The following is a 22,207-nucleotide window of genomic DNA, read 5'->3' on the forward strand; positions in this document are numbered from 1 at the left end:
CGTGTCGCAGCGTGAGTTGGTTGTTCTCGGTACCGCGAGTCAGGTGCCGACGAAACAGCGAAACCACAACGGGTACCTGCTCCGGTGGGACGACGAGGCGATCCTGTTCGACCCCGGTGAGGGGACGCAGCGGCAGATGACCTATGCCGGTGTGACCGTCACCGGGCTCACCCGGATCGCCATCACCCATTTCCACGGCGACCACAGCCTCGGGCTGGCCGGGGTGGTGCAGCGGATCAACCTGGACCGGGTGCCGCACCCGGTCGACGTCTGGTTTCCCGCCTCCGGCGCGGTGTACTACGACCGCCTGGTCAACGCGACGTCCTACTACCACCGCGCCGAGCTGCGGCCGCGTCCGGTGACCGGTCCAGGGCCCGTCGACCTGCCCGGGGCGCCGTTCACGGTGACGGCGGTGCCGCTGTCGCATCCGGTGGACACCTTCGGCTATCGGCTCAGCGAGCCACCCGGCCGCCGCATCCTGCCGGACCGATTGCGTGCCTTGGGGTTACGCGGCCCGGTCATCTCCGAACTGCAACAGCACGGCAGCGTCGAGTTCGAAGGCCGCACAATCAGTTTGGCGGACATCAGCGAACCCCGGTCCGGTCAGAGCTTCGCCTTCGTGATGGACACCCGGCTGTGCCCCGGTGTCCGGGAACTCGCCGCCGAGGTCGACATGCTCGTCATCGAAGCCACGTTCCTGGACGCCGACGAGCACCTGGCGATCGAATACGGCCATCTCACCGCGGGCCAAGCCGCGCGGGTGGCCGCCGACGCGGGCGTTCGATCCCTGGTGCTCACCCACTTCTCCCAGCGCTACCGCGACCTCGACGAGCACCTGGCCGAAGCGGCGAAGTACTTCACCGGCGAGATCCACATCGCCACCGACCTCGCCCGGATTCCCGTGCCGCCCCGCCGCTGACATATTCGCCACGCCGAGATGACGCGCGGACGCTAACACCAGCCCGCCGCCACCGATCTAGTTCTCTGGGACGCCTGCCAACCCCGGGCTGGAAACTACCGCCATCGGCGCCGGTCACCCGACCGCCCCGTCCGGCACCCGGCACGGCCGACGTTCCGCCACCCCGACGAATTGTCGGAATTCCGGTACAGCCGTACGACTCGGTACGCTGTCCCGGACGCCCCTATAGCCCAATTGGCAGAGGCAGCGGACTTAAAATCCGCCCAGTGTCGGTTCGAGTCCGACTGGGGGCACTCACTGAGTCGCAGGTAGGTCGCACTTCCTCATCGCCTTGCTCACCTGCGTACAAGCCCTCGGTCCGCAGTGTGTCCGCAGCAGTGGTGAGCGCTGCCTGGTGCATCGCGTTCGCGACGGGTCCAGGTCACGCTCACACAGCTCCTTAGCGGTGCGGCTCTCGAACGTCACAGGTGCACCACGTAGCGTGCCGAATCTCGCCGCCAGCGGCTCAGCGCGAACACTGCGCGAACCCATGCGGGGGTGGCGGGCGGTTCGACAGGAGACCATCCTGACTCGGCGTAGGAGGTGGGACGGTCGCCGTTGGCCTCCGAGCGCTCCTCGGGGCGGCGCTATTGTGCCGACCTGTACCAGGAAGCTCGCAGTGCGAGCGCTAGGACGTCGGCCCGTTCCAGGAGAACTCGGTCGACCAGGTGAGCCCTGCCGTGTGATCGGTAAGAATCAGCTCGAAATCCCAAGGCGTGTCTGCGATGTCCTCCGGGATCGGGGCCTGGAAAGTTCTGATCGTTCGTGTCGCCGAGGTCGATTCACCGGCCACCACCGCTGAGGTCCCGAAGGTGGCGCGCAGGACGGCGTCGACCTCGTAGTCCCAGATCGATGGTGCGCGTTCGTCGAGCGCGGTCGCGGTGTAGACGAACTCGATTCCGTTGGGATCGAGCGTAATCGGCCCGATCCAAGCCTCGATCGGGCCGTCATCGTCGGTGACGAAGGCCGGATCGGTCAGCATGGCCAATCGGCCTCGCGGATCGCCGAGCGGCGCTGAGTAGCCGGTGTCGTTCGGCCAAGACAGTCGCCTCGCCCAGCGACCGGCGGTGGTGACGTCCTCGATGGTCAACTCGATGTCGACCGGTGTCGTATCCGGGCCGAGATCCGGCAACGTGAAGGTGGTACCGGCGTGGGTGTCGGACGAGCTGCTGCCCCAACCCACCTCGGTGGCCACACCGTTGACCAGTGCCGACACCCCGACCTGGTAACTACGCAACGACGGCGCGGTATCGCCGACCGCTTCCGCCGCGAGGGACAGCCGCAACCCGGTGGGCGTACGCAGCGCCGGTCCGACCCAGCTCAGAACCCCGTTGCTGCCATCGGACACGAATTCCGGCGGTGCCCACACAGCCAGGACGCGATTGGTTGTGCGCTCGCTCGGTGACATCGTCGGCTGTGCTCCCCTGGATCGCGGTGGTGGAGGCGGTGACGACCGGTCCGGGCCCGGCGATCGGCCAAAACGGTGTATGGCATCGCGGCAACGCAGCGCAGACAGACCAACAGCCTGACCGGGTTCGCCTCGTGGCTCGGCGTCCAACTATGAGCGCCACCATGGAAATCGCATCATCGCCGCTTGTGCGGTATCAAAATGACCTCTGGCGTCTCGGGTAATGAGTAAGTCGAAATATCGCGGCGTTCCCAGGAGGTGGAGGTGCCAGCTCGTCGGTGCCGGATTCGGTGACGTTGATGTCGACCCATCTGTACGAGATGGACAAGATCGGCAAGCCCTGTGTCTTTGTGATCGGACCTACCGGCTTCACGGCACGGCCGGTGGGCGATCGCGACATGACGTAGCTGCAACGGCGGTGGGTTGCGGGCCACCCGGCCCGCAACACGTCAACGCGATAACCCGTGGGCGCGGGCGATGATGCGTTCCATCGCCGTGCGGGGGAGGAGGCGGCGGAGGGTGAAGAGGGCGGGGGCGTTGCTGCCTACGGCGTAGAGGGGTTGGGGGCGGCCGGCTTCTATCGCTCTCACGATCGTGGTGGCGACCTTTTCGGGGGTGATGCCTTCGGCCTGCTTCTCGTCGAGTTTCGCCATGAAGGTGGTGAAGTCGGCGGTGTGGGGGGAGCCTTCGGTGAGGTATTTGGTGCGTCGTTCGCGGAGGCCGGTGTCGATCTGGCCGGGTTCGACCGCGGTGATCCAGACGCCGAAGGGGGATTCCTCGAAGCGGGCGGCGACCGCGAAGCCGCGCAGTGCCGCCTTGGTTTCGACGTAGGAGGAGCGGTAGGGCATGGGGAAGCTGGCGAGCATCGAGCCGACCATGACGATGCGCCCGTACCGGCGTTCCCGCATGCCGGGCAGCACCGCTTTGGTCAACGCGACCGGACCGAGCACGTTGAGCTGGAACAGTCGCTCGACGGCGTCGGTGGGCAGCTCGGCCAGCGGGCCCGCCTGACTTTCGCCCGCGTTGTTGACCAGCACGTCGACCTGGTCCAGGCCGGCGGCGAAGGCCGCGATAGAGGCCGGATCGGTGAGGTCGAGCGCCCGGTACTCGACGCCCGGCGCTTCGGCGTCCGAACCGATGGCGCCGGGATTGCGGCTGGTGCCGATCACCCGGTACCCCCGCCCGGCCAGGGCGGCGGCCGTAGCCTTTCCGATTCCGGACGACGCACCGGTGACCACGGCGACGCGAGACATGACGCTCCTTTCGACAGCGAATACGCTGACGATATCGTCAACTTCCCGGTTCGCGCTACCGGGAAGTAACTTCGATGCCCGCCCCTGCCCCTCGGTCGTGCGCAACGGTTCTCCCGGCGACGGCGACCGTGAGGTCCCGCGGCGGTGGGAAACGGGAGTACAACACGTGGTGGCGGCTCGGAGATTGCCCATTGAATTCTGCATGGCGAGTTCCGGCTCGAATCCCGCGTCGGCTGCTGTCGCGTGCGCCGCGCTCGAGCGGCTCGGCGGGCCCGTGAGCTGGGCGGACGGACGTGTGGGGGCGGCGTGAGATATGCACCGGCGCAGGCGAAATCGTTCACCGGCGGGAAGCTCGCCCGGATGTCGGCGGTGCGGGGATGAGGCTAGGGTTGGCCGGCGCGGTGCAGGCCGGAGACGCTGCCGCGTTACCCCGACGCCGAGGAGAATGTGGTGGTTGTCGATACCGTCCGAGAGGAACAGGCGATTCGTCAGATGACGGAGCGGCTGGTCGAAAACTACACCGAGACCTATTCTTCGGAGCATATCGAGAGCACCGTGGGTGCGGCGCGAAAGAAATTCGAGGGCCACCCGGTGCGGCAATTCGTTCCCATTCTGGTCGAGCGGGTGGTGCGACGGGAATTGGAGAGGTCTCAGGAGACGGAAGTCCAGTCCGCCACGGTCCCGATGGACGAGGCGAAGGAGCCCTCCGCGACCTCTCCGGGAACACTGTCGCAGCTGCGCGCGGTGTGGTCGTCGAAGAAGCGTTTCGCGCCGTACGCCGTGGGCGCGGTCGTCCTCCTGACGGTGATCGCCGTCGTCCTCTCCGTGCGGCAACCCGCGCCCGAGGCGCCCGCTGCCGCGCCGGCTCCCGTCGCGCCGCTCACCGTCGTCCACGGGGTGGTCGGCTCGGAGAAGATGGGGTTCTTCCAGGACCGGAAGGTGATCGACGCGCTGGCGCGCAACGGCGTGCGCGTCGAGGTCGAGCCCGCCGGGTCGCGCCAGATCGCCACGTCCATCGATCTCTCGACATTCGATTTCGCCTTCCCGTCCAGTGAACAGGCGGCCGAGCGAATCCAGCGGCAGCGCAACGTGACCACGAAATACACCCCCTTCTCCTCGCCGATGGCCATCGCGACGTTCACGCCGATCACCGAACTGCTCACCAGGGCGGGAGCGGTGCGCCCCGGCCCGGTGCCGACGCTGGACCTGCGCCGCTACCTCGAACTGGTCCGCAACGGCACCCGCTGGGACGAACTGCCCGGCAATGCCGCGTATCCGGTGGGCAAGAAAATCCTGATCTCCACCACCGATCCACGGAGCTCGAATTCGGCCGCCATGTATCTGGCCGCGGCGAGCTATGCCGCGAACAACAACACGATCGTGCAGGGGCAGACCGCGGAGCAGGCCGTCCTGCCCGCCGTATCCCGCCTGTTCGTGGGCCAGGGTTACACCGAGAACACCACCGACGGCCCGTTCAACAACTACCTCGCCACGGGTATGGGCCCGACCCCGATGGCGTGGATCTACGAGGCGCAGTACGTCGAGGCGATCGTGCGCGGCCAGATCAAGCCCGAGATGACGTTGCTGTACCCGTCACCGACAGTGCTGTCCCGGCACACGCTGGTGCCGCTCGGCGTGACGGGCGACCGGCTCGGCCGCCTGCTGTCCACGGATCCGGAGTTGCAGCGGCTGGCCGCCGAGCACGGTTTCCGTACCAGCGACGGCGCGCAGTTCGCGAAGGTCGCCGCCGAACGCAACGCCCCGGTGGCCGCGGATCTGCTGGACGTCGTCGCCACCCCGACCTCCGACACCCTCGAGCACCTGCTCGACGGAGTCACCAAGACCTACAACTGAAGCCACGGCGCGGTCCGGGTGTGGCCGCGCTCGCGTTTCGGTGCAGGCGTTGCGGGCATCCTCCTCGCATCAGATACCGCGGCAGCGGCCGGTATCGCGGCGGGAGGAGATACCAGTGACAGCGGACGAGGGGCCATGGGAGATACCTCCGATCGATGACGCTCCGGACATCGCGCGCGACCCCGCGCCGCCGCCGGGAGCGACGATGGCCGACGCCAGGAACTGGGCGGGCTACGGGGTGCTGCTGCTCGCGGCGGCGGGCGCGATAGCCGCCGCGGTGCTGGCGGGCTGGGGGCTGAACCGTTCGTCCGTCGTCGCCGCGATCATCGCGGCCGTCTTCCTGCTGGCCGGTGTAGGCATGATCGTGCTGGAGCAGGCGCGCGCACGAGCCCAGGCCCGCAGGGGCGCCGAACAACCCGCCACCGTGCCGCCGGGATACTGAGAGTCCTCAGTCCAAGGGCAGGAAACCGGACTCGATGAACTCCCGCACGAAGGTGTCCACCACCGCGCGATCCACCTGCGGGCAGTCCACGCCGGTGCCCGTCAACGCGGCGCGGGCGTGCTCGTCGGCCCAGTCGAGATGACCGGCGAGCCGGGCGAAGTCATTGCTCAGCAGGGCCGCACGCACCAGTGAATCGTCGCCGAGCGCATCGCGCCGCCGCGCTTCCCTGGCCAGGCCCGCGCGCACCGCGTCCTCCGGCATGGTCGCCACCGGCAGCCCGTGCGCACGCAGACTGTCGAGGATCTCGCCGACTGCCACCGGGGCCCGGTTGACCAGGTGATAGACGGTCTGTGAGCGGGGACGGACGGAGATCTCCACGATCGCGCCCGCTACGTAACTCACCGGAACCAACGAGACGGTCGCGTCGCCGACATCGGGCGCCATGCCGAGCATCGCGGCGGCTCGCACCATGTTCCACAGCGAATCCTGCGAGCTGTTCACGCCGACCTCGGGGCACCCGCAGATGGTCCCCGGCCGGTAGATGGCGATCGGCACGCCGCGGTCGCCGGCTTGGCGGACGAGTTCCTCGGCGACCCACTTGGACGCGAGGTAGCCGTTGCCGGACACCTGATCGGCGCCGAGCCGGACGTCTTCGGTGACCACCGGCGACTCCGGCGCCGCGGCGACGGCCGCGCCCATGGTGGAGACCAGGTGGAACGGCTTCACGCGCCGAGTCGTCGCCAGCCGCAACAGTTCTCGCGTGCCCTCGACGTTGGCCTGCCGTAGCCGGGCGTAGGGGTCGACGTGATTGACGCGCGCGCCGTTGTGGTAGATCGCGTCGATGCTGTCGGCCAAGCACTCGTAGTCGGCGGGGCCCAGGCCCAGGCGCGGCGCGGTGAGGTCGCCCGCGACGACGACGATCCGTTCCGCGGCGGTCGTCCCGGCGAGCCGGTAGTGGCTCAGCGCGGCGAGGATTCGGTCGATGCCTTCTTCAGCATCGTCGGCGCGCACCACGCACCACACCCGCGCATCGGTGCGATCCAGCAGCTCTTGCAGCAAGTGGGCGCCCAGGAATCCGGTCGCGCCGGTCAGCAGCACCTCCTGTGGCGGCCCGGTGTGCGCCGGTTGGCACCCGCCGATGCCGATCTCCGGCTCCAGCACGGCGTCGCGTTCCGGCGTGGGAGCGGTGGGGACGCGCTCACCGGTCAGTCGCGCCGCCAAGCCGCCGACGGTCGGCGCGGCGAGGATCGCCGACATCGGCACGTCGCGCCCCAGCCGGTCCGACAGCCGCTGGTGCAGCGTGAAGGTGAGCAGCGACGATCCACCCAACTCGAAGAAGTCGTCGCCGACCCCGATCGGGGACACCGCGAGCACCTCGGCGAAGACCTCCGCGATCGCGCGCTCCAGCGGGGTGCCGGGGCGTTCTCCGGTGCGTGCGGCGAACACGGGCTGGGGCAGCGCCGCTCGGTCGAGCTTGCCGCTGGTGTTCACCGGGAAGGCGTCGAGCGCCAGCACCGCCGACGGCACCATGTACCCGGGCAGCACCCGAGCGACCGAGTGACGCACCGCGTCCGGGTCGACCGTGGCTCCCGGCGCGGCGACCACGTAGCCGACCAGCCGGTCTCCGGCGTCGGAGCCCTTGACCGCCACCGCGGCCCGGCCCACCGACGGATCGGCCAGCAGGGCGGCTTCGATCTCGCCGAGTTCGATGCGATGGCCGCGGACCTTGACCTGGAAGTCGGTGCGCCCCAGATAGTCCAGGGTGCCGCCGCGGTTCCAGCGCACGAGGTCACCGGTCCGATACATCCGCTCGCCGGGATGCGACGGATCGGCGACGAACCGGGCCGCGGTCGAGCCCGGTGCGCCGTGATAACCGCGGGCCAGCTGAACGCCGCCCAGGTACAGCTCGCCCGTCACGCCCACCGGAACCGGCCGCAGACGGTCGTCCAGGACCTGGCACCGCGAATTCCATTCCGGCACACCGATGGAGACTCCCGCGGCGGTGTGGTCGGCGGCCGAGACGGCGTGCCGGGTGATGCTCACCGCGGCTTCGGTCGGTCCGTACAGGTTGTGCAGTCCGGCGCCGGTCAGGTTCGCGAATGCGCGCGCGGTCTCCGGGGGCAGTGCCTCGCCGATGACGAAAACCGCACGCAGCGAGGACAACTGGTCGGTCGTCGAGTGCTGAGCGAAGACGGTGAGCATCGCGGGAACGAAATCGGTGAGCGTCACCCGGTGCTCGGCGATCAGTCGCCCCAGCGCCGCCGGGTCGCGATGCTCCTCCGGCCCGGCCAGGACCAGTCGTGCCCCCGCGCGCAACGGCAGGAAGTAGCCCCACAGCGACACATCGAACGTCGCGGGGGTCTTGTGCAGATACACGTCGGTGGCCTCGACGCCGTATTCGTCCTGCATCCAGGCGAGCTGGTGCACGATCGCCCGATGGCTGACCGCCACGCCTTTGGGGCGGCCGGTCGAGCCGGAGGTGTAGATGAGGTAGGCGGGGTGGTCGGCGTGCCACGACGCCCGGCGCTCGGCGTCGAGCACGGGCCCGGAGCCGAAGCGCTCGAGGTCCAAGGTGTCGACGTCGTGGGCCTCGGTAACCGTGAAACCGTCCGCGGCGGTGGTCAGCACACACCGAGGCGCCGCCGACTCGAGCACGTACCGGATGCGTTCGGCCGGATGGCCGGGATCGATCGGCACCCAGGCCGCGCCCGCCGCCACGATCGCCTGCAGCGCGACGACTTGGTGAATCGACCGTCGCATCGCCACCGCCACGACGGTCTCCGGTCCTACGCCCTGGCCGATCAGCCAGCGGGCCAGGCGCGCGGACCGCTCGCACAGTTGCGCGTAGGTGAGTGTCTCCGGCCCGCACACCACGGCGATCGCGTCCGGCGTCGCCGCGGCCTGTCGCGCCGTCGCGGCACAGAGCGGCTCGGCCGGGACATCGTGCTCGGCTCCGGCGCCCCATGACCGGATGCGCTTGTGCTCGACCGGGTCCATGATGTCGATGTCCCCGACCGCGGCGCCCGGTTCGGCCGCGATCTGGAGCAGAATGCGGATGTAGCCGTCCAGGAAACGCTGCACGGTGTGCTCGTCGAACAGGTCGGTGCTGTAACCGAATCGAATGATGATCTCGGCGGGCTCGCCGTCGTCGTCGCGGGTGTCCACTACACCGATGTGCAGGTCGGTCTTCGCCGTGTCGGCATCCACGTCGAGGAACGACACGCTCGGCCCGGACAGTTCGAGGGTGGCCTGGGTGAAGTTCTGGAACGCGAAACCGACCTGGTAGAGCGGGTGGCGTCCGGGCGAGCGGGTCGGATCGACCGCGTCGACCACATGCTCGAAGGGCACTTCGGAGTGTGCGAAGTTGACCAGGTCCCGCTCCCTGGTGCGCCGCAGCAGAGCGGTGAAGCTCTCCGCGGGCTCGATCCTGGTCCGGGAGACGGTCGTGTTGACGAACATACCGACGACATCGGCGAGCGCGGGCTCGGCCCGGTTGGTCATCGGCACGCCGATCGCGATGTCGGTGCTGCCGGACAGGCGGGCCAGCAGCACGGCCAGCGCCGAACGCATCACCATGAACAGCGTCGCCCGGTGCGCTCGGGCGAGCGTGAGCAGGTCACCGTGCACAGCAGCGGGTACCGACCGCTGGGTGGCCGAGCCGCGCAGCGTGGCCACCGGCGGGCGGGGCCGGTCGGCGGGCAGATCGAGTTCGTCGGGCAGGCCGGCCAGTTCCGCGGTCCAGTACGCCAGTTGCCGCGACAGCGGCGAATCCGGATCATCGCGGGAACCGAGCAATTCCCGCTGCCACAGTGCGTAATCGGCGTACTGAACATCCGGCGGCTGCCAGGCCGGTGCGGCGCCCCCGCTCCGTGCGGCGTAGGCAATGGCGACGTCACGGGCCAGCGGCGCGAGCGACGACCCGTCCGCGCAGATGTGGTGCAGGGCGCAGACCAGGACGTATTCGGTGGGGGTGCGCAGTAGCCGGAGCCGTAGCGGCACCTCGGCCGACACGTCGAACCCGTGCCGCAGGATCGCCCGTACCCGGTCGGGGACCGCCTCGTCGGGCAGTTCCTCCACCGCGAAATCGTCCACCACACGTTCGGTGTCGAGGATCAGCTGCCGGGGCCCGGTCTCGTCGGCCGGATACTTGGTGCGCAACGCCTCGTGCCGCTCGACGGTGTCGGCGAACGCCGCGCGCAGGGCGGGGACATCCAGCTCCGACAGCCGCAGCGCGAAGCCGATGTTGTCCACCGAGGACGTCGTGTCGAACTGGTTGCGCAGCCAGAACCGCAATTGGGCGGGCGACAGCGGGACGCGTGGCGGCCTGGTCCGCGCGCGTAGCACCGGGCGAGCCGCGTCCAGCTGCTGCGAGCGGATGGCTCGAGCCAACGTGGTGACCGTCGGATGGTCGAACACCAGCCGCGGCGGTATGCGCAGCCGCCAGGTGTCGCTCAGGCGCGCGGCGACCTGTGTCGCGAGCAGCGAATTGCCGCCGGCCGCGAAGAAGTCGGCGTCGGCGCTGAACCGCTCGCGGCCCAGCACGCGGGCGAACACCTCGGCGACCGTTTCCTCACCGAGGTCGGCGGCGGGCCGATAGTCCGGTTCGTCCAGGGCGCGCACGCGCAGCGCGGGCCGGTCGGCCTTGCCCGTCGGGGTGCGCGGGATCCGGTCCACGACCGTGATCGTGTTGGGCACCATGTACTTCGGCAGCAGCGCGGCGAGTGCGTCGGCCAAGGCGGCGGTGTCGGGAGCGTGCCCCGGCTCGGGCTGCACGAAGGCCGCCAGCGTGGTCTCGCCCGCGGCGGTTCTGCGGTCGACGGTCACCGCCAGCCGGACGCCGGGCTGGGTCGAGAGGATCGCGTCGATCTCGCCGAGTTCGATCCGGAAGCCCCGGATCTTGACCTGGTCATCGGCCCGGCCGAAATAGTCGAGAGCGCCGGTGCTGGTGCGGCGGACGAGATCGCCGGTGCGGTACATCCGGGTCCCGGGCGGCCCGAACGGATCGGCGAGGAACTGTTGCGCGGTCAGATCGGGTCGTCCGTGATATCCCCTGGCCACCCCGGGGCCCGACACGTACAGCTCGCCGACGACGCCGATGCCGACCGGTCGCAGCCGGTGATCGAGCACCTGGCAGCGCATGCCCGGCACGGCCGAGCCGATGGTGACCGGCGCGTCCGGCGACAGGGCCGGGCTGAGCGTCGCCACGATGGTGGACTCGGTCGGGCCGTAGGCGTTGTGGAACAGGCGTCCGTCGGTTGCCCAGTGCCGCAGCAACATCGGGGCACAGGGCTCGCCGCCGACCATGACCGAGCGAAGGGCGGGCAGTCCGGCCGGCTCGATGGTGGCCAGTGCCGACGGGGTGAGGAAGGCATGGGTGATGGCCTGCCGCGCGAGCAGCTCCACCAGTGCGGCGCCACCGTAGAGGGTCGGCGGGGCGATCACCAGCGTGGCGGCGGAGGAGATCGCGAGCAGCAACTCCAGGATCGAGGCGTCGAAACTCGGCGACGCGAAGTGCAGCACCCGCGCGTTTTTGTCCAGCTCGTGCCGCGCGGCCAGTTCGGCGCACAGCGGAGCGAGCCCGGCGTGGGTGACGCTGACGCCTTTCGGGCGTCCGGTCGATCCGGACGTATAGATCACGTAGGCCGGGTGCGTAGGCCTGAGCCGGACCGGGCGTTCGAAATACGCGATCGGGCTCGCGGGGTTCGCCGCCACCTGGGCGGTCACCTCGGCCTCGTCCAACGCGAGCCAACGCACCTCGGCGGGCAGCGCGGCCGCGTATTCGGCGCGCGTCACGCCCAGCGCGGCGCCGCTGTCCGACAATTGAAATCTTATGCGGGACAATGGAAGCGCTGGATCGATGGGGACGAAGGCGGCGCCGGTCTTCGCGATGGCCCATACCGCGAGCACCGAATCGATCGAACGCGGCAGGGTCACCGCGACCGCTGTCTCGGGCCCCGCGCCCGCCGCCAGCAACGTGCGTGCCAGGCGGGACGACTGGGCGTCGAGGTCGCGATAGGTGATCTCGGTGTCGTCGGACAGCACCGCGATGCCGTCGGGATCGTGCTCCGCCGCCGCGGCCAGCAGCGCGGCGAATGTCGGTGCGGCCGGGTCGGTCGACCTGCGGCGACGGCCGTTCCGGGCGGGTGGACGAGGATTCCGGATACCGCTGGTCATATCTTGTCCCGTCCGCGTGGCAGTAAACGCGCCAGATGCTATAGCCGCACAGGGGGATTCCTCACCGATGAGAAGGAGCCTGTCACGAGCGGGCACGGTTCACTGGACGGCGACCCGGTCGACGCGCTGACCGGCACGCTGCGTCGGCTACCGGCCGCAACGGGTGCCGGTCAGCGCGTGCCGTGCCCCTGGCAGGCGGTCAGCGCGTTGTTCTTGGTGGCGTTGAATCGATCGATCACCGCGTTCAGCGTGTCGGTGTCGGCGCGGCGGGCCAGCGTGTCGGCCAGGGCGTTGGTGTCGTCGCGGTAGGCGCGCAGCGGGGTGGCGATCGCGGAGGGCACTTCTCTGGTCACGTTCTGGTCGACCGAGCGCGCGTTGTCGCGCAGCGTCGAAACAGCGGTATCGGCTTTGCCGTTGGTATCGGGATCGCCACGGCCCTTGGTGTTGCTGGCATCGATGTAGTCGTTGAACGCCCGTACCGAGCTCCCGTTGGCGGCCAGGAAGGCGTCGCACGCCGAGCCGGTCGCGCGTTCGACCGCGGCGGCCCTGGACGACGAGGCGGCGGCCGAGGAGGAAGTGACCTCGGAGGCGTACGCGGCCAGGTCGGTCCGGTTGACCTCCGCGGTACCGGAGACTTGCTGTGCGCAGGCGCCGATGAGCAGTACGCCCGCCGTGGTGGCCACCGCGGATGCCAGCAGGCCCGCGCGTTCGAGTCGTCGCATGGTCGGTCCCTCACTCCCCTCGGACGTCCGGCCGGGACGGCTGGACAGCGCCGGACCATCCGACCGTACGTCGTGCGGACGGGACACGCCCGCCCGCGCCGATATCGATGGTCAACCGATATCGGCGCGGTGACACGTTCAGCTCTGGCCGAGCATGGTCCGCATCTGCTCGATCTCGGCCCGCTGGGCGGCGATGATGGCCTCGGCGAGCGCCTTGGCGTCGGCATTGCGGCCGTTGGACAGTTCGGTTTCGGACATGTCGATCGCGCCTTGGTGGTGCTCGATCATCATGGTCAGCCACTGGCGGTCGAAGTCGGGGCCGGACGCCGCCCGCAGCGCAGCCATCTGCTCGGCGGACATCATGCCGGGCATGCCGTGGCCGCCGTGCCCTTCGCTCGTCGTGGGCGCGGGCTTGCCGAAGCTCTGCAACAGGGCGGTGATCTGCTGCATCTCCGGGGCCTGTGCTTGTTCGACCTGCGTCGCCAGCGCCCGCAACTGCGCGTTGTCGGTGTGACTCGGCACCAGCCGCGCCATCTCGACGGCCTGGGCGTGATGCGGATACATCATCTGCAAGAACGTCACGTCGGCGTCGTCGAACTCGGCGCGTGCGGTTGCGCTCGGGCCGGCCGAGGTGGTCGTCGAAGTGCCGTGCTCGGCGGTGTGCCCGGTGTCGGAGTCGCCGCATCCGGCGAGACTCAGCGCGGCGACCGCGGCGAGCACGAGGATCGAGCGGGTACGAGTGATGAACATGAGGTGCTCCTTGCGAAGGCGAGGTCTGCGGATGGGTCGACGAGGCCCGCGACCGTGGTTCGGACACACGGCCGCGGCGGACCTGTCAGATTCGCAGAATCGCCAGTTCGGCCAAGGTGAGCACGGTCCACGGCGGCGGTCGTTCCCGCCGCGCCCGCCAGTGCCGCGGTCGCGCCGCACCGCCGCCGGGACGGTCGGCCGCCATCCGGTAGAGCAGCACCAGTGCGGCCACCGCGAGCGAGGCGACCAGGATGAACACGCAGCTGTGCAGCGCGCTGTGCGCGCCGTCGCACCCGCCGCCGTCGCACCGGAGGAGCTTGGTCGTGAGCTCGTGCCCGGCGCCGCGCGGCGCTGCGGTGTCGGCCGCGAACGCGCCAGGGGCTCGCCGACCGGCCGAGTCGTGACCGGAGGTGTGTCGAGCAGCGGCGGCCCGTTCGGGCACGGCGGAGGTTGCCTCGAAAGCGGAGGCGGTGTGCGGACCAGCGTGGGTATGGCCGGCGGCCCCGAAGACCACCGAATGCATGGCGACCACCCCGGCGAGGAGCGCCAGCACGCCGAGCAGCCGGGCCATCCCGGCGGCGCGGAGTCTGCGGTGATCGACCACGAGTGCCGAGTCTAGCGGCCGGTCCCGAGATACCCGTTGGCGGTATCGGTATCTACGGGCTGGCGATGTCGACGACCAGCCGGGTCGGGTTGGCCAGCACGGTGACGGTGAAGGCGGGCCGGTCGGCCTGCACGCCGATGAACGACTGCGTGACGCCCTCGTACACCGTCGTCCGGTACACGCCCGCGATGCCGGGGACCTCCGGATCGACGGCGGGGTCGGGGCCTTCGTACGGCGTCACGCCACTGTCGAACGGATAGGCGGAGCCGAGGATTCGCACTTCCAGAATCGACCGGCCCGCCACGTCCACCGGATTGCCGCTGCCATCCTGCACGGCGCGGTCGGTGTACCGGACGATCCAGCCGGGCGTGCCGACGCCGCCGAGGTCGTAGACCACGCGATCGGCGCCGGGCTGACGCCCGAGGCGGACGCCGGTCACCGTGAGCGCCGCGTCACCGGAGGGCTTGCCCTGCTTCGGCGCGGCGTCCCCCGGAACCGGGACCTGCGCCGCCGCGGCCGGCGTCCGGGTCGTCGAGGCCACTGGGAGACCCGGCCCCGACTCGCCGTTACCGCAGCCCGCGAGCAGTGCCGCCGCGGCCACGGCCAGGAGCACCATCCTGTTGCGCATGGGCCGATGCTACTCAGCGGAACGCGTCGGATGGCGTAACCGGAGCGCGTTGCGGCCGATTCGCCTTCGGTCGGCGATGACATCCGCCACGGATGCGGACAATCGTGAAGCCGGCCGGTCGCCCTTCGACCAGATCGGATTGCTATCCAATTGCGATGACTCGTGTGGGCGCGTAGGGGTCGCAGTGCACGGATGAGGTGAGCGCCGGAGCCGGATCGTTCGTTCGGCGACCCGGGGAAGCCGGCGTCCACCGCGGGCTGCGGTCGCTGTTACCGGGGTCCGCGCAATACCGTTCGTGCGGACCAGCTCCCGTGCTCCGCGCAGCGATCGCATCTGAGCGCTGGGGGTGGCGTATTCGAAACTGCGGCCACCTCTGCGGGCCCGGGCCGGCACCGCGCCCTGTCACCGGCCCGGCGCCGCGCGAGCACTTCCCGATTCCGGCTGCCGGGCCGGTGCGGTCCGCAAGCGGTCGACCTCGTCACGCGACGGCCGCTCGAGGCGCCGGCGAAACCGCCTGTCCCGCCGTGGTTCCGCGCGCGAGCCGCGATGCCGGGAATGCGGCGCGATCGATTGGCCGGGGTGGGCGCGACCATTCGGCAACGATCTAGCACACTTGAGGTGTGGGAGATGTCGAGGACGTACTGAGCCGGCTGCGGCGGTATCCGGACGTGGAGGCGCTGAACCTCTACGCGGTGGACGCCGCCGATCGGCTGATCCTCGACGTCGCGGCCGACGCCCTGGCGACTGTCGATAGCGGGAAGGTAGCCGTAATCGGTGACGCCTATGGTGCGCTGACTCTCGGCGCCATCGCGGGGCACGATCTGCGCGACGTCCGGGTGCATCAAGACCTGCTCACCGGCGAACTCGCCCTGGCCAACAACGCCCGGGCGGCGGGACTGTCGGATCGCTACACGGCACATCCGCTCGGCCCCGGGTTGCTGCGTGATGCCCGGGTGGTGTTGCTTCGCCTGCCCCGGGTGCTGGCTGGGTTGGCCGAGGTCGCCGACGCCATCGCGCGCTACGCGGATCCGGCGGTCGAGGTGTTCGCGGGCGGGCGGGACAAGTATCTGACCAAGTCGATGAACGACGTTCTGGCGCAATCGTTCTCCGAGGTGCGTGCCAGCCGTGGCAAGCAGAAGTCGCGGACGCTGCTGGTGGCCCGGCCCAGACCCGTTGCGGACCACCCCTTTCCGGTGCGCGAGCGGCTGGACGAACTCGGTTTCGAGGTCGTCGCGCACGGTGCGGCCTTCTCCGGCGCCCGCTTGGACATCGGCACCAGGTTCCTGCTCGAGCACCTGAGACTGATGAAGCCGGACGCGCGCGATGCCATCGACCTCGGCTGCGGCACCGGCATCCTCGCCGTCGCGCTGGCCACGGCGCGGCCGGGAATCAAGGTGATCGCCACCGATCAATCCGCCGCGGCGGTCGCGTCGGCGCGGGCCACCACCGAGGCGAACGGGGTCGCCGACCGGGTGTGCGTGGTGCGCGACGACGCCATGTCCTCGGCCGCGGACAACAGCGCCGACCTCGTGCTGTGCAATCCGCCGTTCCATGTCGGCGCGGCCGTGCACACCGGATCGGCGATCAAGATGTTCGCCGAGACCGGGCGGGTGCTGCGCCCGGGCGGTGAGCTGTGGACGGTATACAACTCACACCTGAACTATCGGGCCGTGGTCGAACGGATGGTGGGCCGGACCGACGTGATGGGCCGCAACCGGAAATTCACCGTGACCCGGTCGGTGCGTGGCTTGCGTGACCCGCACCAGCGGTAGAGTCCGAATTGTCCGGCTCCGCGAGACTCTCCGGGAACTCGCGACGGATGACAAACGTTGGACAGGGCAGTTGGATATCGAGTGAACCAACTCGATGAACAGCGGCAACGACTCCAGAAAGGGACGCCGTTCATGCGTACCACGAGCAATCCGGTTTTCAGGAACCTGCCCAGGCAGGAGGGCGGTGGATACGCCAGCTTCGGTTCCGGCGTGACCTCCGCGGGACAGTTCGGCAACCAGTACGGCCAGCACCCCCAGCAGTACGGCCAGTACCCGCAGCCTTACCAGCAGGCTCCCCCCACCACGCGCTCGATGACCATCGACGACGTGGTGACGAAGACGGGCATCACCCTCGCGGTGCTGGCCTTGTCCGCGATCGTGTCCTACGGCCTCACCAACGCGAACACCTCGCTCGCGCCGCTGTTCGTGATCGCGGGCGGTCTGGTCGGCCTGGTGCTGGTACTGGTCGCGACGTTCGCGAACAAGATGGACAACCCGGTGCTCGTGTTGTCCTACGCCGTGGCCGAGGGCCTGTTCCTCGGTGCGCTGTCGTTCATGTTCACCAACGTCGAGTTCGGCGGGGTCGGCGGTAGCGCCCTGATCGGTCAGGCGGTGCTCGGCACGTTCGGTGTCTTCGCGGGCATGCTGGTGGTCTACAAGACCGGCGCCATCCGGGTGACGCCGCGGTTCACCAGGATCATCGTCGGCGCCATGATCGGCATCCTGGTGCTGATGCTGGGCAACCTTGTCGCGAGCTTCTTCATCGACGGCGGCCTCGGCCTGCGTGACGGCGGCCCGCTGGCGATCGTGTTCAGCCTGGTGGTCATCGCCATCGCCGCGTTCAGCTTCCTGCTCGACTTCGACGCCGCCGATCAGCTGATCCGCGCGCAGGCTCCGGAGCGGGCGGCCTGGGGTGTCGCCCTCGGCCTCACCGTCACCCTGGTGTGGCTGTACGTGGAGATCCTGCGGCTGCTGAGCTACTTCCAGAACGACTAGTCATAACGGCAAAAGGGCGGTCGCCGGGTATCCCGGCGACCGCCCTTTGTCTGCGGGTCAGCTCAAACGCTCGATGACCATCGCCATGCCCTGGCCGCCGCCGACGCACATGGTCTCCAGACCGAACTGCTTGTCATGGGTCTGCAGGTTGTTGATCAGCGTGGTGGTGATCCGGGCGCCGGTCATGCCGAACGGGTGGCCCAGCGCGATCGCGCCGCCGGAGACGTTCAGCTTGTCCTCGTCGATCTTCAGCTCCCGGGCCGAGCCGAGCACCTGGACCGCGAACGCCTCGTTGATCTCGACCAGATCGATGTCGTCGATGGTCTTGCCCGCCAGCGCCAGCGCGCGCTTACACGCTTCGATCGGGCCCAGCCCCATGATCTCCGGCGACAGGCCGGACACGCCGGTGGACACGATCCGCGCCAGCGGCGTCAGGCCCAGTTCCTTGGCCTTGGTGTCGCTCATGACGACCAGCGCCGCGGCGCCGTCGTTGAGCGGGCAGCAGTTGCCCGCGGTGATGGTGCCGTCGGGGCGGAACACCGGCTTCAGCGCGGAGACCGCCTCGTAGGTGACACCGGCGCGGGGGCCGTCGTCCTTGCTGACCACGGTGCCGTCCGGCAGCGTCACCGGGGTGATCTCCCGCTCGAAGAAGCCGTTCTCGATGGCCTCCTCGGCGCGGTTCTGCGAGCGCACGCCCCAGCGGTCCTGGTCCTCGCGGGTGATGCCGGTGGAGGTCGCCACGTTCTCGGCGGTCTGCCCCATCGCGATGTAGACGTCGGGGATCAGGCCGTCCTCGCGCGGATCGTGCCAGATGCCCGCGCCGCCCTCGGCGGTCTTCGCGGTGCGCTGCTGCGCCTCGGCGAACAGCGGGTTCTGCGTGTTCGGCCAGCTGTCGGCGGAACCGTTCACATACCGGGACACGGTCTCCACGCCCGCGGAGATGAACACATCGCCTTCACCCGCCTTGATCGCATGGAAGGCCATCCGGGTGGACTGCAGCGACGACGCGCAGTAGCGGTGCACGGTGGTGCCCGGCACGAAGTCGTAGCCAAGCTGGACGGCGACGACGCGGGCGATGTTGAAGCCCTGCTCACCGCCCGGCGAGCCGCAGCCCAGGATCAGGTCGTCGATCTGGGCGGGGTCCAGGGCAGGCACCTTGTCGAGCGCTGCCCGCACGATCTGTGTGGTCAGATCGTCGGGCCGCAGGTCGACCAGCGAACCCTTGCGGGCCCGGCCGATCGGGGAGCGGGCGGTCGAAACGATGACGGCCTCAGGCATGAGGACTCCTTGGGTCGGACGATTCTGGCGAACCGGAGTTGTTACTCGCGGGTTCGTACCGAATCTACGTCCAGTGGCCGAGTACCGGAAGCGTGCGTCCCGCCCAGTGCCTCCAGCAGTACCGGGAGCAATTGCGCGGCAGCCAGTTCGTAACCCGCGGCCGACGGGTGGAAACCGTCGGCGGCGAACAGCAGCTCGGGTGCGGCGCGGAACTCGGGTGCGAGCAGGTACCCCATGCGCACCGGATGACCGCCCGCGACCGTCGTCGCCACGTGCTGCGCCTTGGCCAGTCGCACGCTCCGGTTCTGCACGACGGTGCGCAGCGGCTGGAGAATGGCCGTTACCGTGCCGAGATTCGGGCACGTGCCGACCACCGCCACCGCGTCGGCGCGGCGCAGCCGGGCGACCGCGGCGGCGATCCGGTACGCGGAGGCGCGGATGGAGTGCTTCTTGGTGACGTCGTCGGCGCCGACGGGGATGACGCGGCATCCGGCGGCGGGCCCGCGACGAACATCGCGTCCACCTGACCGGCGAGACCCTTCGACGTGGCGCCGGAGATCGCCGTGGTGCTCAGGCGGATGCGCTGTCCGGGACCGCTCGGCGAGGCGTCCGGGCCGGCCTCAGCCCGGGACCACGAAGCTGCCGCGAGCGGGAATGCTCGCCGCGTCGGTGGAGATGGTGACCTCCACCAGGCCGGGCCCGGTGTCCTGGAACAGCGCGTACTGGATGCTGCCGTAGATGCCGGTGACCACGATGTTGTCGTAGCTGCCCGTGGCGCCGGTGGTGACATTGCGCCAGGCCACGGTGGTGCGGACCTCGCACAGTGGCGCCAGGGGATAGATGCCGGGCCCGATGCCGCTGACGGGGAGCGCCCGGACATTGAGGATGGCGCGCCCGGGCCATTCGGGACCGGTGTCGGCCCAGGTGCGGATGCTGGTCCAGCACAGACCACCGCGCGCGAGCGTCGGCACCTGCGGGAATTCGACGGTCGCCGCCTCCGCGTGCGCGCCGGATCCGATCACCAGGGCCACCGCCGATCCGGCCAGAAGCGTTGCGGCGCGGGCGATGTTCGGCTGCCTCATGGCAGCGATCCTAAGGCCGCGGGCGCCGGTTCGCCGGTAGTCCGGCCCCGTCGCACGTGGCGTGCGCGAACTCACAGTTGGTGCGTCTGCAACTATGGGGCCATGCGCATCGCGGATCATGTCGTGGATCTCATCGGCAACACGCCGCTGGTCCGGTTGAACTCGGTCGTGGGACCGAACGCGGGACTGGTCGCGGCCAAGGTCGAATACCTGAACCCGGGCGGCAGCTCGAAGGACCGGATCGCGGTGAAGATGATCGATGCCGCCGAGCAGTCCGGGAAGCTGCGCCCCGGCGGCACCATCGTCGAGCCCACCTCCGGCAACACCGGCGTCGGCCTCGCCCTGGTCGCGCAGCAGCGCGGCTACAACTGCGTGTTCGTCTGCCCCGACAAGGTCAGCGAGGACAAGCGCAACGTGCTGCGCGCCTACGGCGCCGAGGTCGTGGTCTGCCCGACCGCGGTGCCGCCGGATCACCCGGACAGCTACTACAGCGTCTCCGACCGCCTGGTCCGGGAGATCGACGGCGCGTGGAAGCCCGACCAGTACTCCAACCCTGGCGGTCCGGCCAGTCACTACGAGACCACCGGCCCGGAGATCTGGCGCGACACCGACGGCAAGGTCACCCACTTCGTGGCCGGCGTCGGCACCGGCGGCACGATCACCGGCACCGGCCGCTACCTCAAGGAGGTCTCCGGCGGGAAGGTCCAGATCATCGGCGCCGACCCGGAGGGGTCGGTGTACTCCGGCGGCACCGGGCGGCCGTACCTGGTCGAGGGCGTCGGCGAGGACTTCTGGCCGTCCGCTTACGACCCCGCCGTGCCGGACGAGATCATCGCGGTCTCGGACGCGGATTCCTTCGACATGACCCGCAGGCTCGCCCGCGAGGAGGGCCTGCTGGTCGGCGGTTCGTGCGGCATGGCCGTCGTCGCCGCCGTCGAGGTGGCGCGGCGCGATCCGGACGCGGTGGTCGTGGTGTTGCTGCCCGACGGCGGTCGCGGCTACCTGTCGAAGATCTTCAACGACGAGTGGATGAGCTCCTACGGCTTCCTGCGCGAGCGGCTGGACGGCACAGCCGAGCCGCTCGTCGGCGACGTGCTGCGCGGCAAGTCCGGCGAGCTGCCGGACCTGGTGCACACCCACCCGTCGGAGACGCTGCGCGACGCGATCGAGATCCTGCGCGAGTACGGCGTGTCGCAGATGCCCGTGGTCGGCGCGGAGCCGCCGGTCATGGCGGGCGAGGTCGCGGGCAGCGTGTCCGAACGCGATCTACTGTCGGCGGTCTTCGAGGGCCGGGCGCACCTGACCGATTCGGTGGCCCAGCACATGAGCCCGTCGTTCCCGCTGATCGGTTCGGGCGAGCCCATCTCCGCCGCGACGAAGGCGCTCTCGGACACCGACGCGCTGATGGTCGTCGAGGACGGCAAGCCCGTCGGCGTGATCACCCGCCACGACCTGCTCGGCTTCCTCAGCACGGGCAGCATCGGAAAGTAGACACCGATTCCCGGCGCCCACTCGCCGTACCGCACGGTGCGGCGAGTGCGAGCGGGACCTACGCCGGGCGCCTGCCGCGCTGCGTTTCGCGCACGCCGCCGGTGATCAGGTCGGTCCACTCGTCGGCCAGCAGGGCCAGCCGATACCAGGCGGCGTGCACCCGGGCGTCGGACACCTTCTCGGCGGTGTGCAACAGGTGGCTGGCGTGGACGTGGGCGGCGGCCATGCGGTCGACCGTGGCGCCGACGGATTCCGCGCGCAGGTGCTCGTTCGCGCGCTTCCTCGGTAGCTTGTCGATCACCCACGCGTCGATGGCTGCCACGAGTTCGGCTCGGCGGCAATCTATTTCGGCTGCGGCAAGCGGGTCGCGGTGGCGCCGCCGGTGCAGCGCGGCCAGGGCCCCGGCCCAGCCGAGCAGCGGGCGGTCATCCTCCGGATCGCCTTCATGGCCACCGAAGGCGGCCACCAGTTCGCGTTGATCCGGCAGCGGCCGGGCGCCGCGTGAGCGTCGCGGCAGATGGTCACGCACGAACATGGCCGGCTCCCAGCGCATCCGGAACCGACCGCAGCGCGCGGGGGTCGATCGTCAACGTGTGCATCTGTGCACCTCCAAAGGTGTGGCGGTGGAGGCATCGCCCCAATGCCCGGTTCCTCCAACATCTTCCGCGTTTCCATTGGCCTGGTGGTGACACCCGTATGGCACCTGAATGACAAGAGGTAACAATCCTCTACCCGCCGCCATACCGAGCCGTGTGAGGCGGCGGCCGTGGAACCGGGCCCGGGCTGGCGCCGATC

At 69.7% G+C, this 22,207-nt stretch carries 16 protein-coding genes, 1 tRNA gene and 1 pseudogene; 7 read left to right on the plus strand and 11 right to left on the minus strand.

Going from position 1 to position 22,207, the window contains the following annotated elements:
• Position 1 precedes the first annotated feature (1 nt).
• A complete protein-coding gene (locus NNI01S_RS19590; protein WP_063021547.1) occupies positions 2-919 on the plus strand; it encodes a ribonuclease Z in 918 nt (305 codons plus the stop codon).
• Positions 920-1,138: 219 nt separating this feature from the next.
• Positions 1,139-1,212 (plus strand) — tRNA-Leu (locus NNI01S_RS19595).
• Between the two features lie 374 nt (positions 1,213-1,586).
• On the opposite strand, the gene NNI01S_RS19600 is transcribed toward NNI01S_RS19595, so the two are convergent.
• Both NNI01S_RS19600 and NNI01S_RS19605 read right to left on the minus strand, forming a co-directional pair.
• Positions 1,587-2,366 carry a hypothetical protein gene (locus NNI01S_RS19600; protein WP_063021548.1) on the minus strand — a complete coding sequence of 260 codons (780 nt, stop codon included), beginning with the start codon at positions 2,364-2,366 and terminating at the stop codon, positions 1,587-1,589.
• A 449-nt stretch (positions 2,367-2,815) separates the two neighbouring features.
• A complete protein-coding gene (locus NNI01S_RS19605; protein WP_063021549.1) occupies positions 2,816-3,619 on the minus strand; it encodes an SDR family oxidoreductase in 804 nt (267 codons plus the stop codon).
• A 450-nt stretch (positions 3,620-4,069) separates the two neighbouring features.
• Here NNI01S_RS19605 and NNI01S_RS19610 point away from each other — a divergent pair, with 450 nt between their 5' ends.
• Together NNI01S_RS19610 and NNI01S_RS19615 are read left to right on the plus strand one after the other, a co-directional pair.
• Positions 4,070-5,473 carry a three-helix bundle dimerization domain-containing protein gene (locus tag NNI01S_RS19610; RefSeq protein ID WP_245676276.1) on the plus strand — a complete coding sequence of 468 codons (1,404 nt, stop codon included), beginning with the start codon at positions 4,070-4,072 and terminating at the stop codon, positions 5,471-5,473.
• Between the two features lie 115 nt (positions 5,474-5,588).
• The gene (locus NNI01S_RS19615; protein ID WP_063021550.1) at positions 5,589-5,915 is read left to right on the plus strand and encodes a hypothetical protein; all 327 of its coding nucleotides are present in this window, start codon (positions 5,589-5,591) and stop codon (positions 5,913-5,915) included.
• 6 nt (positions 5,916-5,921) lie between these two features.
• Here NNI01S_RS19615 and NNI01S_RS19620 read toward each other — a convergent pair whose 3' ends face one another.
• From NNI01S_RS19620 to NNI01S_RS19640, 5 genes are all read right to left on the minus strand, one after another.
• Entirely contained in the window at positions 5,922-12,089 is a 6,168-nt protein-coding gene (locus tag NNI01S_RS19620) for a non-ribosomal peptide synthetase (RefSeq protein WP_063021551.1), read from the minus strand.
• 170 nt (positions 12,090-12,259) lie between these two features.
• Positions 12,260-12,811 (minus strand): Rv2240c family protein, encoded by a 552-nt coding sequence (locus NNI01S_RS19625; protein WP_063021552.1) that lies wholly within the window; start codon positions 12,809-12,811, stop codon positions 12,260-12,262.
• A gap of 138 nt (positions 12,812-12,949) precedes the next feature.
• Entirely contained in the window at positions 12,950-13,561 is a 612-nt protein-coding gene (locus NNI01S_RS19630) for a DUF305 domain-containing protein (protein WP_063021553.1), read from the minus strand.
• A gap of 85 nt (positions 13,562-13,646) precedes the next feature.
• Positions 13,647-14,165 carry a DUF6153 family protein gene (locus NNI01S_RS19635; protein ID WP_157114865.1) on the minus strand — a complete coding sequence of 173 codons (519 nt, stop codon included), beginning with the start codon at positions 14,163-14,165 and terminating at the stop codon, positions 13,647-13,649.
• Between the two features lie 52 nt (positions 14,166-14,217).
• Positions 14,218-14,793 (minus strand): AMIN-like domain-containing (lipo)protein, encoded by a 576-nt coding sequence (locus tag NNI01S_RS19640; protein WP_063021555.1) that lies wholly within the window; start codon positions 14,791-14,793, stop codon positions 14,218-14,220.
• A gap of 620 nt (positions 14,794-15,413) precedes the next feature.
• Here NNI01S_RS19640 and NNI01S_RS19645 point away from each other — a divergent pair.
• The gene (locus NNI01S_RS19645) at positions 15,414-16,565 is read left to right on the plus strand and encodes a class I SAM-dependent methyltransferase (RefSeq protein WP_063021556.1); all 1,152 of its coding nucleotides are present in this window, start codon (positions 15,414-15,416) and stop codon (positions 16,563-16,565) included.
• A gap of 132 nt (positions 16,566-16,697) precedes the next feature.
• Complete coding sequence (locus tag NNI01S_RS19650) at positions 16,698-17,561, plus strand: Bax inhibitor-1/YccA family protein (protein WP_063021557.1); 864 nt, start codon at positions 16,698-16,700, stop codon at positions 17,559-17,561.
• A gap of 57 nt (positions 17,562-17,618) precedes the next feature.
• Here the strand turns inward: NNI01S_RS19650 and NNI01S_RS19655 are convergent, their stop codons facing one another.
• The 3 genes and pseudogenes from NNI01S_RS19655 to NNI01S_RS19665 all read right to left on the minus strand — a co-directional run bounded on the left by NNI01S_RS19655 (position 17,619) and on the right by NNI01S_RS19665 (position 19,921).
• Complete coding sequence (locus tag NNI01S_RS19655) at positions 17,619-18,839, minus strand: acetyl-CoA C-acetyltransferase (protein WP_063021558.1); 1,221 nt, start codon at positions 18,837-18,839, stop codon at positions 17,619-17,621.
• A 41-nt stretch (positions 18,840-18,880) separates the two neighbouring features.
• Positions 18,881-19,428 (minus strand): annotated as a pseudogene (locus NNI01S_RS19660) (GDSL-type esterase/lipase family protein); the annotation flags it as partial.
• Between the two features lie 31 nt (positions 19,429-19,459).
• Positions 19,460-19,921, minus strand: coding sequence for a hypothetical protein (locus NNI01S_RS19665; RefSeq protein WP_063021559.1), 462 nt, complete (start codon positions 19,919-19,921; stop codon positions 19,460-19,462).
• Between the two features lie 102 nt (positions 19,922-20,023).
• Between NNI01S_RS19665 and NNI01S_RS19670 the strand changes: the two genes are divergently transcribed.
• Positions 20,024-21,412 (plus strand): cystathionine beta-synthase, encoded by a 1,389-nt coding sequence (locus tag NNI01S_RS19670; RefSeq protein ID WP_063021560.1) that lies wholly within the window; start codon positions 20,024-20,026, stop codon positions 21,410-21,412.
• Between the two features lie 58 nt (positions 21,413-21,470).
• Here NNI01S_RS19670 and NNI01S_RS19675 read toward each other — a convergent pair whose 3' ends face one another.
• Positions 21,471-21,947 carry a DUF4254 domain-containing protein gene (locus NNI01S_RS19675; protein WP_063021626.1) on the minus strand — a complete coding sequence of 159 codons (477 nt, stop codon included), beginning with the start codon at positions 21,945-21,947 and terminating at the stop codon, positions 21,471-21,473.
• Positions 21,948-22,207: the final 260 nt, after the last annotated feature.

The sequence above is a fragment of the Nocardia niwae NBRC 108934 = DSM 45340 genome (assembly GCF_001613465.1).
Lineage (GTDB): Bacteria > Actinomycetota > Actinomycetes > Mycobacteriales > Mycobacteriaceae > Nocardia > Nocardia niwae.

Bases quoted from the DNA above. Each gene is read 5' to 3' on its own strand.
- NNI01S_RS19625 (WP_063021552.1), bottom strand. From the start codon at position 12,811: ATGCGACGACTCGAACGCGCGGGCCTGCTGGCATCCGCGGTGGCCACC.
- NNI01S_RS19675 (WP_063021626.1), bottom strand. From the start codon at position 21,947: ATGTTCGTGCGTGACCATCTGCCGCGACGCTCACGCGGCGCCCGGCCG.
- NNI01S_RS19670 (WP_063021560.1), top strand. From the start codon at position 20,024: ATGCGCATCGCGGATCATGTCGTGGATCTCATCGGCAACACGCCGCTG.
- NNI01S_RS19630 (WP_063021553.1), bottom strand. From the start codon at position 13,561: ATGTTCATCACTCGTACCCGCTCGATCCTCGTGCTCGCCGCGGTCGCC.
- NNI01S_RS19640 (WP_063021555.1), bottom strand. From the start codon at position 14,793: ATGCGCAACAGGATGGTGCTCCTGGCCGTGGCCGCGGCGGCACTGCTC.
- NNI01S_RS19655 (WP_063021558.1), bottom strand. From the start codon at position 18,839: ATGCCTGAGGCCGTCATCGTTTCGACCGCCCGCTCCCCGATCGGCCGG.
- NNI01S_RS19650 (WP_063021557.1), top strand. From the start codon at position 16,698: ATGCGTACCACGAGCAATCCGGTTTTCAGGAACCTGCCCAGGCAGGAG.
- NNI01S_RS19605 (WP_063021549.1), bottom strand. From the start codon at position 3,619: ATGTCTCGCGTCGCCGTGGTCACCGGTGCGTCGTCCGGAATCGGAAAG.
- NNI01S_RS19665 (WP_063021559.1), bottom strand. From the start codon at position 19,921: ATGAGGCAGCCGAACATCGCCCGCGCCGCAACGCTTCTGGCCGGATCG.
- NNI01S_RS19600 (WP_063021548.1), bottom strand. From the start codon at position 2,366: ATGTCACCGAGCGAGCGCACAACCAATCGCGTCCTGGCTGTGTGGGCA.
- NNI01S_RS19620 (WP_063021551.1), bottom strand. From the start codon at position 12,089: ATGACCAGCGGTATCCGGAATCCTCGTCCACCCGCCCGGAACGGCCGT.